Annotated in this window: 8 protein-coding genes; all 8 read right to left on the bottom strand. The window is 39.3% G+C overall.

The genetic code is table 11. The annotated features are described in order from the left end of the window. Positions 1-3 precede the first annotated feature (3 nt). Positions 4-1,314 (bottom strand): RagB/SusD family nutrient uptake outer membrane protein, encoded by a 1,311-nt coding sequence (locus tag JWR23_RS01365; RefSeq protein WP_299511953.1) that lies wholly within the window; start codon positions 1,312-1,314, stop codon positions 4-6. Between the two features lie 18 nt (positions 1,315-1,332). Then, on the bottom strand, positions 1,333-4,344 hold the full coding sequence (locus JWR23_RS01360) for a SusC/RagA family TonB-linked outer membrane protein (protein ID WP_299511951.1): 3,012 nt from the start codon (positions 4,342-4,344) through the stop codon (positions 1,333-1,335). Between the two features lie 48 nt (positions 4,345-4,392). Then, positions 4,393-5,586: an anhydro-N-acetylmuramic acid kinase gene (locus JWR23_RS01355; RefSeq protein WP_299511948.1), complete on the bottom strand. Its 1,194-nt coding sequence runs from the start codon at positions 5,584-5,586 to the stop codon at positions 4,393-4,395. Between the two features lie 293 nt (positions 5,587-5,879). Further along, a complete protein-coding gene (locus JWR23_RS01350; protein ID WP_299511945.1) occupies positions 5,880-6,623 on the bottom strand; it encodes a DeoR/GlpR family DNA-binding transcription regulator in 744 nt (247 codons plus the stop codon). A gap of 186 nt (positions 6,624-6,809) precedes the next feature. Further along, the gene (locus JWR23_RS01345; protein ID WP_299511943.1) at positions 6,810-8,945 is read right to left on the bottom strand and encodes a glycoside hydrolase family 97 protein; all 2,136 of its coding nucleotides are present in this window, start codon (positions 8,943-8,945) and stop codon (positions 6,810-6,812) included. A gap of 121 nt (positions 8,946-9,066) precedes the next feature. After that, complete coding sequence (locus tag JWR23_RS01340; protein ID WP_299511941.1) at positions 9,067-10,893, bottom strand: RagB/SusD family nutrient uptake outer membrane protein; 1,827 nt, start codon at positions 10,891-10,893, stop codon at positions 9,067-9,069. A gap of 18 nt (positions 10,894-10,911) precedes the next feature. Continuing rightward, positions 10,912-14,037 carry a TonB-dependent receptor gene (locus JWR23_RS01335; RefSeq protein ID WP_299511939.1) on the bottom strand — a complete coding sequence of 1,042 codons (3,126 nt, stop codon included), beginning with the start codon at positions 14,035-14,037 and terminating at the stop codon, positions 10,912-10,914. Between the two features lie 354 nt (positions 14,038-14,391). Next, positions 14,392-14,885: DUF6377 domain-containing protein (locus JWR23_RS01330; RefSeq protein ID WP_299511937.1), on the bottom strand; the 494-nt coding region annotated here is incomplete at its 5' end.

The raw sequence follows: 14,885 nt of genomic DNA, 5'->3' as shown, positions 1-14,885 counted from the left end.
AATTTAAATTGCCGGATCGACCGGTGTATTCGGATTGACAATTCTTTCCTGTGTTGGGTATGGATAGAATATACGGTTCCTTTCTGTAGTGTTAGCCGGTGGCGCAGGGCGATTGAACCTCCTGGTATCTTCCCATTTTAAACCACTTAAATACAATTCTTCACAACGTTGTTTGTAAATCTCTGCTAACAATGCATCAGTTGCTATAGCACCTGAATAAGCAGGTAAACCCGCGTTAACACCAAATGGGTCTCCGGTAGTTTGTGTTCTAACCGCGTTTATTAAAGTTACTGCAGCATTTAGATCGCCGCCTAAACGTACAGTAGCTTCGGCTTGTATTAATTTAATTTCGTCTGTTAAATAAACAGGGATGCTTGTAGTTTGAGATGTGGCAAAACCGGCCATTGAAACTACCGGATCTGTATTAATAACCGCTTTTGGTGTAGTAAAGTAAAAGTTGTACCTTAAATCGCCGGTATCATATAAACCTGCCGGAAGGCCAAAATTGTCTCTTGGGCGATAAGATATAGTTACATTATAGAGCGTGTACAACGGGTTTGGGCTAAGCGTGGTATAAGTAAACTTAGATGTTTTGGTCAGATCTATCAGGTTAGCATTATCCAACGCTTTTTGATTATTACCTGCCATTAAGTTTATCCGTGCCTCCATTGCGTAAAGCGTATTTTTTAAGTCAAATTCAGGGCCGGTAACAGCGGTTGTAAATGTTGCAGAAGGTGGTGTAGCTGTAATTGTAGTAATACCCAGATCAAGCAACCTTATTGCTTCAGCAAAAACCTGCGCACGTGGTACAAATTTTACAGGGTCTGTTATACTGGTAGCTATATTTGCCTGCTCGAAAGCCATCGCTAATTCTGCTAAAGACATAGCTTTAAACAAATAAGCCTGCGCCATAATGCCACTTAATAAAGCAGGCTCTACGGTGGCAACTTTAGGGGCATTAGTTATAATGCTCTCACACATACCCATTTCTGTTTGCATTGAGGTCCAGTAAGCCAAAATATTACCGTTAACAGTAGGCAAAGCTGTTCCGCCAGCTTCTACTTCTAATGTGTTAGTAAAAGTTGCAATACCTTTAACCTCGCGGGCAGTAACGTCAGGAGTAAGCATAATATTAGCTAAGCCTGTTGTTGAATAATATTGCCTTAAACCAACACTTAAAGCAATGATGCCTGCCCTGGTGGTTAATATCTGCTGATCTGTTGCAGCATTGGGATTAACCTGGTTAAGTTTACATGATGAAACTATAAAAGTTAAAGCGACGATGATATATTTATAATTGATTTTCCTTTTCATGATGTTAATTTTTTAATATTAAAGCGTGTAACTTAAACCAACTGCAATAGTTCTTGGTATTGGTACCTCGGTGAAGTCAAAACCACGTACAGCATTACTTTGGCCTGCCGCGTTAGTTTCAGGGTCCCAACCACTATAATGATCAATAGAAAGCAGGTTCCTGCCTGATAACGAGATACGCAATGGTTTACTTTTTAACATTTTTAACCTTAAATCATAAGAGGCAGAAAGTTCACGTAGTTTAAGGTATGAGCCATCTTCTATCCAGTTTTCAAAAATACCATAAAGTGCTGCCGAAGTTCCTTTTGGCACTTTACCTTCTAACTCGGGCATATAACCTGCAAGGCCACCATAAATGTCCCTGTCACCTACACGTTTAGTAAAGTTAAATACTTTGTTGCCGTATGAGGCATCCCATTGCATTCTGAAAGTGAAGTTTTTTCCAACTGCAAACTCATTGGTAAATGATCCGGTCCATTTTGGATTTGGGTCACCAATTACTTTGCTCAGGGTTGATCCGGTTGGCTGACCGGTTACAGGGTCATGACCGGATTTTTCTGTTTGGGGAAAACCTGCTGCATTCAGCAAAATCGATCCGTCAGCTTTGCGGGCAAAATAGGTAGAATAAAATGCGCCTAATGCATAACCGTTAACTGCCGCAACCTGGCCAAATCCACCAGGGAAAGTAACTACACCACCCGGTACATCACTTACAATATTTTTATTTATTGAAAATATAATCGTTGTGTTCCATTTAAAATTTTTGTTTTGAACAGGTATACCTCTTAATAATAGCTCAATACCTTTATTACTCATGTTACCAACGTTTTGATATTGTGTTCCATAACCTTCTGATGGGCGTAAGGTTACCAGCAATAAAAGATCTTTTACAGCTTTATTGTAATAAGTAAATTCAAAACCTAAACGATCATTCAGGAAACCTGCATCCAAACCAATTTCCTTTTCGGTTTGACGTTCTGGCTTAACGTTAGGGTTACCTAATTGAGACGGAGCTATTACTCCCGGCAAACCGGCTAAAGAAACCGGTATATAACTACTAAATTGATCATAAGGCCCGATGGCTGTTAAATTACCTGATTGCCCGTAAGAAGCCCTTAACTTAAAGTTTGGAATAACCGATGCTAAAGAAGACTTTTTCCAAAAATCTTCTTCAGATAAAAGATACGTTCCGCTTAATTTAGGATAATACTGCCACCTGTTGCTTGCACCAAAAGATGATGATACATCATTACGGATAGCGCCTGTTAAATACATTTTTTCTTTGTAGCCGATAGTTTCCTGTGCAAAAAACCCTAAAATATTTAAGGTTGATCTCGCATCACTGGCAACAATTGTAGTTCCGCTCGCAGCCGACTGGCTAACAGGGCTTAATTGCGTACCTGTTATACCCGAAGAGCTTATACGCTCGGTTTGTGCAGTGGCACCAATTGCTGTTGATGATGTGAATTCTCTAAAAGCAGCTTTATAAGAAACATTTAGATCATTGTTAAGCAACAGGTCAAGCCTGTCTGCCCGCCTTGAATAACCTGTATTATATGTTGGTGTAGTATTACCTACAGGTATAAAGCCGGTGGCCAATTGGGTTGAGTTATCATAACCCAATGTGTAATTAATAGATAAGTTTTTTAAAGGTGTAATATTTACTTGAATATCCCCTATAAAACGGCTTGTTTGCTGATGAAAGTTAAACCTGTTAATAGCCTCAAGCGGATTAGTCCTTAATAAACCTGTTGGGGCAAGTGCTGGGTAAACGCCAGAGATAGAATTTGGATTAGGATTAATAAAGTTATTAGCAAAAATAAAACCTGTTAACGCGCCATAAGCTTCGTTTATACCACCATTAGGTATTTCGCTGCTACCACTCAAACTGTAGTTAAAGCCTGCACTAACTTTTAACCAATCATTAAATCTTTGGTCAACCCTTACACGGCCGGTACCTCTTTGAAAATCTGTACCTTTTACAATACCCTGGTTACCTAAATAACCACCGCTTATGTAATATTGTGTATTATCTGTACCCCCGCTTACGGCAACGTTACTTTCTGTACCTGATGCGGTTCTAAAAATCATGCTCTGTAAATCATAACGCTGTACCGGCACGGTTGATAGATCAGACGCGGTTGTATTGGTAAAACGGAATGGCTCAGTATTATACGCCAGTTTTTTACGAATTGAATTGCTGCGAAATTGTGTTGAAACCGTAACAACAGGCGCGCCGGATTTACCTTTTTTGGTAAATATTTGTACAACACCATTACTTGCTCTCGATCCGTAAATGGCAGCACCCGCGGCACCTTTTATAATTTCGATGTGATCAATATCAGCAGGATTGATATCCACCAACCTGTTTTGACTATAACCACCCAAATCAACCAATTGATCTGAACTATTATTAATAATAACACCGTCAACAATATAAAGCGGATCGCTTGAACCTGCTATGGTAGAGTTTCCGCGCAAATGCACACTTATACCACCCGCAGGATTACCCGAGTTTTGAGAGATTTGAGCTCCGGCAACTTTACCGGCCATAGCCTGATCAATTGATGTTGCCGCACCACCTTGTAAATCTTTTGCAGATAGGGTTGATATAGCATTACCTAATTGTTTTTTAGTAGTTTCAATAGTATTACCGGTTACAACAACTTCATTAAGATTTAGCGCATCTTCTGAAAGTTCTGTACTTACTGTAATATCGTTTTGGCCTGCCAATGCGATAGTTTTAGTATAGGTTCGATAGCCGGTAAAGCTAATGGCAACTGTAATTGTTGGCCCGCTAACCGTTGCAGTAAATGAATAACCGCCATTAATATCTGTGGTAGCACCAAACTGGGTGCCGGATATCCTTACAGCGGCTCCGGGAATTGGTTCTTTATCACGAACATCGGTTACTATACCCTTAATAGTAACCTTAGCACTTTGTGCAAGGGCCAGCTCTCCGTAACACATTACAACCAGTAATGCCAACAGGTACCGACCATGTTTAAACGTTTGTAACACTTTTTTCATATTGTTTGGATTTAAATTAATTGCTCTCTTATGTATTATATATAGTTTTTATTTGGGGAAACTAATCTTTCCCATTGATACGGTAGGTAATCCCGGATGATCTCCAAAACTGGTTTTACCGCCAGCCACAGCCTCGTTGGCTAATAAGGCAAACAATACCGCTTCCTTAGCATCAGGATGTATCCCTAATGCCGTTGTTGATTTAAGTTTACGGCCAAAGTGATTTTCCAGGTATTTAACAAGCAGTGGATTGTACATGCCCCCACCGCTTAAATAAATTTCGAAAGATTTATCTGTCGGAATACTTTTTTCTATCGCTTCAATTATTCCTTTAGCAGAAAAAGCAGCGAGCGTTGCCATTATATCAAAATCTGAAATATCCTCTTGCCCTGAAACTATAATTGCATTTTGTAAATACCTTAAACTAAAAAGCTCGGGGCCGGTAGTTTTTGGAAAATCAGTTTTAAAGAATGGATGCTCATACAATGCATTGAGCAATAGTTCATTTATCTTGCCCGCAGAAGCCATTTCTGCATTTTTATCATAATATTTCCCCGGTGATTTCAATTGTATAAACTGATCCATAAGGGTATTGCCCGGGCCAACATCTGTAGAAAAAAATCCTGTTGAATGACCTGACGGTAAAAAAGTAAAGTTTGCAATACCGCCAATATTTAACATGATCCGGTTTTCGCCCGGACTTGAAAATATCAGGTAATCGCCGTAAACAGCTAATGGTGCACCTTCGCCTCCGGCAGCTATATGTTTTTGACGAAAATCACTAAGTGTAATAATTCCTGTTTTTACCGCCAGGTGGTCGCCATCTCCTATCTGCAAAGTTGCATTAGGGTAATTAGCTATATGGTGTTGATGTTTTGGTGCATGAAAAATAGTTTGACCATGGCTGGCTATTAAGTCTATTTCTGTCGCACATATCTCCCATTTATTAAGACACTCTAAAATTAAATCGCCATAATAAGTACCTATAATTTCATTAAGTATGGTAATTTGCTCAAGGTTTGCCTGTTTTTTCGCGAATACTTCTTTTAGCGCTTCTTTAAAGTCGGGCGCATAATCCATTGTAGTAAAGTGACTAACTTTTACATTCGTTCCAAGTCCAGATCCTGTAAACTTACAAACAGCTATATCTAATCCGTCAAAAGAAGTACCGGACATTAAGCCAATAATAGTTTTTTCGGGCTTGTTTGCTATTTTGTAAAGTGTTTCTATGTTCGAATTCATATAATTCAATTAGAAAACTAAGATTTTAATATAAATTATCTATCATAACGCAAAAAAACGCAACCGCAACTACTTGTCTACATGTATTATCAATATGTAATTATAATGTTAATTTTTTAAAATAAAACATTATTATGCACTTTTTTTAAAAAAACCCGCAAATAACCGCAGGTTGATCTGCCATTAAGCTTTCAAAATTCCACTAATTATTTATTATTGTAATTTAACAACAGATATAATACTAATTAGTTAGTATGAAATTTACAATAATATACGACTATCCTTATATGGGATTAAAGTAGCTTTACCTTTTTTCTATATTTTTCCAGACTTTCATCTTCAGGATCAATATCGGTAATGAGATAGGTGATAGCGTCAAGTGGGCACACTTTCATTTTTTGTGAAGAATCTAACTTTTCGCTTATACTTAATATAACTGTTTCGGCCGCCGACTTAATCATTGCCTTTTTGACCTGAACAACTTCCCAGTCTGAGTCTGTTATCCCGTTTTTAAGCGAAACGCCATTAGTACCTAAAAAACAAATATCCGGCTCAATTTCTGATAGCTGGCTAATAACCTGGGCACCTACTAATATTTGTGAATTGGATGATAGCTTACCCGCAATAAGATTAACATCCAAACTGGGGTTTTCGGCAAGCTCCAGTGCTACTAACGGGCTTATGGTAAAGAATGTGCAATGTAATGATTCGGGGATCATCCTGGCTAACTCTATCATGGTGGTACCACCGCCAACAAGAATAACCATACCGTCTTCTATCAATTCAATAGCTTTACGCGCTATCTCTTTTTTAGCATCTTTTTTATAAACCTCTTTTTCAGAAAAAGGATAATGGAAAGATTTAGAAATGGCACCGCCATGTACTTTTATGATTTGCCCGCCATCAGTAAGCTCATTTAAATCTCGCCTAACCGTATCTTCTGAAACATTAAGCTGAACACTTAAATCAGCAGACAATACTTTGTTATGGATATTTATCTGATTTATAATATAATTTAGGCGCTCCTCTTTTAACATATCAAATAATACAGGTCTATATTGTAATTACAAATAAACTTATAAAAGTCTTTTAAACAATAATATAAATTCAATTTTAAGAACTTATGATATCAGCTAAGCACATTTAAAGAGTAAGAACTAAATATTGAAACAAATATAAAACGCTTAAATAACGAAATATTGATGCCGGGGATTTTAAACAATCTATTTATAACTGGGAATTCCTTTAGTACCTGAAGTTACTTGCTTAATGCTAACAGCGGCCCCGCCACCTTTAGCTAATTTCAAATTAAGCGTAGTGTTTGCATCAACCAGGTAGCTGTTGATCCTGTAGGCTTCCGGGTTAGTTTTCCAATCTGCATTAACTGCATCTGCATAAATAGTAGCTATATATTTTGCTTTTTTATCCAGGAAGTTTAACGGCACTAAGGCGCTTCGGCTATTTTCATTGGTTATAGCACCTATAAACCAATTCTCGCTCCCCTTTTCTTTTCTTGCAGTTGTAATATAATTACCAGGTTCAGCTTCAATAACTTTGGTATCATCCCAATCAACAGGCACATCTTTAATAAACTGAAATGCATCCAAATACTTTTCATAATTTTCAGGCAGATCAGCAGCCATTTGAAGCGGGCTATACAACACTACATACAGTGCCAGTTGCTTCACCACGGTGGTATGGATTTGTTTATCAGGCAATGACGTGTAATTAGTAATTTTAAGTATTCCGGGCGTATAATCCATCGGGCCGCCCATAAAGCGTGTAAACGGCATTATGGTTTCGTGTTCGGGTTTGTTGCCATGCCCAAATGCATTATACTCGTTACCACGCCCGGCCTCACTGGCCATCCAGTTAGGGTATGTACGCTGCAAGCCGGTCGGCCTTACCGGTTCATGCGCATCAATCATGATATGATAGTCGGCAGCCTTTTGCGCGGCTCTAACATAATGGTTAACCATCCATTCGCCGTCGTGATGCTCTCCCCTTGGTATAATTTTACCAACATAGCCGGTTTTCACCGAAGTATAGCCGTATTTATTCATAAACCGGAAAGCCGTATCCATTTGTCGTTCATAGTCACTGGCCGAGCCTGATGTTTCGTTATGCATGATCATTTTTACGCCTTTGGACGAGGCATAGCTTGTTATGGCTGCCACATCAAAATCGGGATAAGGCTTTACAAAATCAAAAACGTATTCTTTCCAGGTGCCAAACCATTCTTCCCAGCCATAATTCCAACCTTCAACCAACACCGCTTGTATGCCGTTTTTGGCGGCAAAATCAATGTACCGTTTTACATTGGCCGTGTTTGCGCCATGGGTTTTGTTAGGTATCAGCTGGCCGTCGGTACCAACAGTATCTGCCCGGTTTGCATAGTTCCAGGTGGCTTTGCCGGTTTGCATTTCCCACCAAACACCTACAAATTTCATTGGCTTTATCCAGGAGGTGTTAGTAATTTTTGAAGGGTCATTTAAATTCAAAATCATTTTTGATTCCAGGATATCAGTGGCTTTATCGCTTACAATTATAGTGCGCCATGGTGTATGGCAGGGAGCGCTCATATAAGCTTTATTACCCAGTGCATCCGGCACCAGGCTGGCCGTAAGTTTATAGGTGGCAATATCAACATGCAGTTGCATGGATGTATAATTTACCAAAGCAGCCTCATGGATATTAATATACAAACCGTCGGCGGTTTTCATCATCAGCGGGGTTTGCACAGCATATTTATCTGGTACTGTTTTTACCGCAATATCATCGGATGAAGCAACTATAGGCTGGTTATTTATTTCGCTTATAGCTGATGTGGTGTACGGATACTCATTAGAATCATAATCGCCTGGTATCCAAAAGGTTTTATGATTGCCTGCAAGAGCAAATTCGGTTACCTCGTCTGATACGATAAAATGTTTCAGATCAGGTTGTTTCGGAAACACATATCTAAACCCTACGCCATCCTCAAATACCCTGAAAACAATGTCCATCAATCTGCCAGGGCCATTTTGTTTTAAATGAACAATTACCTGTTCATAATGGTTACGAATAGTTTTAACCTCGCCCCAAACCGGATTCCATTGTTCGTCGATTGATTTTTTTTCGGTACCGGTTATTACAAAATCATGATCAAGCCCGGTATTATCTAATAGTTTAACACCCAAACGGGATGGTTTTATAATTGGCTTTTGATCATAATACACCGCATATTCAGGATGTCCCTGGGCATCAAGCCTAAAATCAAGCTTCACCTTATTCATGCCTGCACTAACTGCCGGTTTTTCCTGCGCGGCCAAACCTAACGGCATTATATAGCCAAGCAGGAGTATATATATGTGTTTCATGTACGATTTAATTTTAACAAGCGGTCAGAACATGACAGTTCCCTTTACCCACGCTCTTTAGGCATGAAGATTAAAAAAGTGCAAAGCCTTTTTACAGGCTTTACACTAAACCAACCATTTATTAATACCCTGGATTTTGTTTGATCTTGCTGTTTGAATTTATTTCATTTAACGGAATGGGCCATGTATATGATTTAGCATCGCTCCATTGCAGTGCACCGTTAACATTTAAAGCGCTTGCATAATAGGTTGCTTCTGATTGCCCTATGCGCCACCTGCAAACATCGAACCACCATGAACCCTCATTAAATAGTTCGGCCCAACGCTCATAATAAAGCGGATTGGTACCTAAAACCGGGTCTGTAGCACTGGTTGGGCTGGTAAGCGTCAGATAATCAACAGGTGATGGTGCGTTAATAGGATAGCTATAAGCACGGCGCTTAACTTTGTTGATATATTCAAGCCCGGTTATCGCGTCGCCGCCTTTTATAGAAGCTTCGGCATATAGCAAGTATACATCTGCCAGACGCAGAATGTAATAATCCCATTTATCTGAATTAATAGTGTTCTCATTATAATCTATTGGTGAATATTTTTTAACGCTCCAGCCGTATTTAGTAGGATCGCCAACATAAACATCCACTTTAGAAACTTTAGCCCAAGTGTTGCCGTCAAACTTAACCGAATCGATCCACGGTTGTAAAGCATTTACAAACAAACGCGGGTCGGCAGTTTTATTGGTGCGTATCTGTAAAGCGTTTTGCTTATATACCGGGTCTATGGTTAATTGCTGGTTGTAAAAAGTTGGCCCTACAGTGGCATTATAATTAGGGTTAGCCACAAGACTGTAGTTGCTGCCTAAAGTAAAACCAAAACGGGTTACGTTTTTATCATGAAAGAACTCGTTTGGATAACCCAGTGCTTGAGTTTGGGTTTCAGTTCCGCTAAAAGGCGTACTGCCATTATACCCGCCAAATGTTCTTGGCGCCCATATCAGGCCATTAATAGTTGATGAGTTTGCAGCGCCGCTGTAAATACCATAACCACCTTTTGAATCCTGATCAATATATAATTCAAATAATGATTCACTGTTAAATTTATTGGAGCCGTTAAATGAATTTTGATAGGTAGCAAACGGCATTAATACTTTTTCGCTATTGGTAATTACATCCAGTAAAGTTGTTTTAGCGTTGGTCCAGTCCTGTGTGTAAACATATGCTTTACCTAATAAACCCTTTGCAGACCATTCGGTTACGCGCGCCAATTCGGTCGAGCCCCATACTTTTCCTTTTAGTAAGGTTGCCGCTTGCTGCAGGTCGCTTTGAACCAACGTCCATACATCTTTAACTGATGAGCGTGCTACCTGGGTTTCAGTCAGGCTTGTTGGCAAACCGGTATAAATGGGTACGCCCATTTTATCGCCATTGGCGCCGCCGGCGGTCATGTAACTTTCGCCAAAAAGGCATTCCAGCTCCATGTAATACCAGCCGCGTAAACAATAAGCCTGACCAAGTATTAAATTAATGGTTTGTTTATCGGCCGCACTTAAGCCGGTATGTTGGGTTGTGTATTGATTTGCTGCATAAATGGTAACATTACAGTTTTTTACACCAGTGTATAATGCCTGCCATGCTTCACCCGAATATTGATTACTCGCGGTTAGGTTGGTATTGGCCATTTCGTTCCATCCCGGGTCGCCATTATATTGCGAGTTGATTGTATGCATGGAATTTGACAATGCCTTGGGTAAAAAATGAAAACCGTATATGCCCTGGTCGCGCAGATTAGCGTAGCAAGAAACTAATACACTTTGCAGGTCAGCCAACGTTGATGGGTAACTGGTTGTGCTATACGCGTTGGTTGGCCCAACGTTTAAAGGTGATTTTTTACAGCCGGTAATTAGGATGACCGCCAGTGCTGCTGTATATATATATTTTAACATTTTCATGGTTTTTTAAAGTGAATATTAAAAAGTAAGATCCAGACCTGCTGTGTAAATTTTTGTTTGTGGATAATTAGTTACCGCATCGATACCTTGTGTAGTTACCGTGCCATAGCCTGATGGCGTAAAGGCACTACCCAGTTCGGGATCAAGGCCGGAGTATTTAGTGATGGTGAACACATTGTTAGTCATCACAAATATCCTTGCCGATTTAATAGCGACTTTTTGCAGCAGGCTATTTTTAAATGTATAGCCTAATTGCACATTTTTTAATTTTAAATAGTTTCCGCTTTCTACAAAATAGCTGTTTACCGAGCTATAATTCTGGTTGGGGTCCATCGTAAATCCGCCGCTTTGCGCTATACCCAAACGCGGCTGTTTGGTAAGACCATTGTTGCCTAAAAATGAATCATTAAATACCTGGCTGGTAGTATTACCGTCCTGGAATAATGACTGCTCATAAGCTTTTACACCGTTAAACAATTGCGCACCGGCCACACCGTTAAATAACAGGGCCAAATCAAATCCTTTATAGTTAAAATGCATATTGATACCATATACCAGTTTAGGGTTTGGATTGCCGATTACCTGCCTGTCGTTAGAATTAATAGTGCCATTGCCATCTATGTCTTCATAGTGCAAATCGCCGGCGTGTGCTACATTACCATTAACTTTTTGCCCGGCTGCTTCGGCATCAGTTGTAAATATGCCCAACACTTTATATCCATAAAAAGAACCCAGCGGCAGCCCGGCTTTGCTAATAGTGAGCGTTTGGTTGGCCATCTTTTGAAAAGCCGCATCGCCATTGCTGTAATAGTTATAACCATCATAAACAGCATCGGTAGCTGCACCTGCTAAACTAACCACTTTATTTTTATTGAATCCGGCAGTAACGCTGATATCATAACCTAAATCGCCCGCTTTATTACGGTAGCCAACCATAAAATCAAACCCTGTGTTATTAACCTTGCCAATATTTGTTATATACGGCGTTGTAAAACCTGTACTGGTGGGTAATTGCAGCGCATAAAGCATGTCTTTAGTATTTTTATTATACCACTCAGCAGAAAAATACAGATTGCCGCTTAATGCTTCGCCATCTAAACCGATATTAGTTTCGGTAACTGTTTCCCAATGCACATTCGCGTTAGGCAGCTTGGTGGTGGAATTGGCAATTTGAAAAGGCTGGCCGGGCGCAAAGCCTTGTGCTCCGCCAGAAATGCCGGTACTGGTATTATTCTGCGTGTAGGTAGAAGCATAGCTATAGGCAGGAATATTGCTATTACCCAACGAGCCATAGCTGCCGCGGAATTTTAACACATTGAGCGCAGGTACCGCTCTTTTAAAAAACTCTTCCTCGCCCAGGTTCCAGCCGGCTGATGCAGCAGGAAACACACCTTTTTGCTTATTAGGGCCAAATACGTTGTAATTGGCATCCTGCCTGATAGAGCCTGACAGATAATACTTGTTAGCATAATTATAGTTGATACGGCCAAACTGCGATTTGATAAGGCCGTTAGGATCATTCGTACCTGAAAGCGCCAAACTAGATGATGATGTTTGAACAAAAGAATAACCGTTTATTCCGATGGAGCTTTCACTGCCATACAGGCTATTGTTTTTGTTCACAATTTGCTCATAACCGGCTAAAGCACTGATATTATGTTTGCCGAAACTTTGGTTATAGCTCAGTACATAGTTAGTTAATAACTGGCTGCTTTGTACATCATATTTAAAAAGTGTATTATTTGGTAATGAAACCGAGCCAAATTTATAAGCATCCTGGAAATAATCCTGCGCTTCATAATAATATGAATAACCGATAGTGGTGCGGAAATCCAAATGCAGCGGCAATTTGATATCAGCATATACATTTGCCTGCAAATTATTTTTAGCGTTTGACGCGGTTGCTGATTGTACTGCACCATAAGGGTTTGGTCCTTGAAATGCTAACCCATTATATCCGGCCGGTACAGTGCCGTAACTCCCGTCTTTATTATATATCGGGATGATAGGCTGCGTTCTGAAAGGTGCATTATGCAGATTGGCCTCGTTGCCTATCAATGGTGAGGTTTGGCGCTGCGATATACCCAGTTGCTCACCTATTGTTATGAATTTGCCTAATTTATAATCGGTGTTGATACGCGCCCCGCCAATGTTGGAATAATTTTTAAGATAAACACCCTTTTGGCCATTGTAAAACCCGGAGAAAAGATAATTAACAACCGGCGTTGAACCAGAAATTGATAAATTATAGTTCTGCTCAACCGCATCGCGGTACATGGTATGTACCCAATCTGTATTAGCCAAAGTATCTAACTTTGTAGCGCCAGCAAAAAATTTAGGATTAACAATGTTTTGCAGTTGTATAAAGCCGTTTTTATCAAGCAGGCTAACCAATTTAGGTTTGGTAATGCCATAGCGTGCGCTAAGGTTGATAGTTGGCTGTGTTCCTGTACCTTTTTTAGTGGTAATAACCAAAACACCACCCGCCGCCGCAGAGCCATATATGGCAGCCGAGGCGGCATCTTTTAAAACATCAATGGTAGCAATATCCTGTACGTTGACGCTATTTACATCAGGCACTCTCACCCCATCAACAATGTATAAAGGATTAGGTTGATGGAAGGATGCAAGCCCCCTTATAACAATACTTGGGGTAGCATCCGGCGCACCCGAGCTTTGAATAACATTAACCCCGGCAACACGGCCCTGTAAGGCTAATATAGGGTTGGTTATTGGCTGGTCCTTAAAATCAGATCCCCTAACCGATGCCACAGACCCGGTAATATCCCTTCTGCGCTGTGTGCCGTAACCTATAACTACTATTTCATTTAGCAGCTTTTCATCATTTGCCAGCGTTATGTTAATAATAGTCCTGTCATTAACGGCCACCTCTTGTTTAACAAAACCTACGCTTGAGAAAACAAGCACGCTTTTGCCGGTTGCTTTAATGGCATAATTTCCGTTTAAATCGGTATTTGTTCCGTTCGGACTTCCCTTTACAATTATGGTTGCACCGGGAATTGGTTCTCCTTTTTCGTCAGTAATCTTACCTGCAACTAATGTTTGTTGTGCAAACGCCGCTACGGACAGCAATAAAAACAAGGGACAAAAAAGTAACTTTAATAGTAATTGTTTTTTATTCATAATGATTTATTTAGATGTGAGTAATAGGTTAAGCATAATTGTTTTACTTGTATGTATAGTGCATTCAAACACGCAGGCATGTTTCCATACCATGTTATGTTGATACATTTTAAAATAAATACTAATAAATGTTAAAACTGGTTATAATTGGTAATTGCCGAATCACTATAACGATTGCGAAGAATTACACATCAAAGAGAGCAGATATATTGGACAGCAACAAGTCTCAAAATTAAAATATAAAGAAATATAAATTTACATTCAATACAATCATCTGATTATCAGGTTATTATTTTAATTATAATTTCATTAAAATATAAACGTGGTATAAATAATACCTGGTAATATATGCCATCATATTGCCTTTATCGCCATTATAGCATGCTCAAATTCATCATTATGAACAATAGATTTACTTTTAATACGGGCTTTGTAGTTGTAAATTGTATTAACCGAATATTCAAGGATGTGGGCAATCTTTTCGGTATCATTAATTCCCAGCCTTATTAAAGCAAAAATCCTCAGATCGGTATTTAATAACTGGTTAGGGAGTAGTTTCACCCGGTTTTCTTCACAAAACAGGGCATTATATGCCTGGACAAAGTTTGGGAATATTTTAAGGAAGGCTTTATCAAAATTTATAAACAACTCTTCTCTTTCTTTAGTGAGGTTAATATTGTTAACCAATATGCGGATATCATCAAATCGTTTAGTGATTAATTTATTATCAACAGAACGTTTAAACTTATCCAGTTTATCAATGTATTCAGAAATAAGATTAAAGTAATAGCCAATATATTCTTCTTTTATTGTATTTGCTTCGTTTAATTCGATAATGGTATTTTGCA

The organism is Mucilaginibacter sp., assembly GCF_028288205.1.
Taxonomy (GTDB): Bacteria; Bacteroidota; Bacteroidia; order Sphingobacteriales; family Sphingobacteriaceae; genus Mucilaginibacter.
The sequence above is the reverse complement of the archived record's forward strand: the minus strand, read 5'-3'. Positions and strand labels throughout refer to the sequence as shown.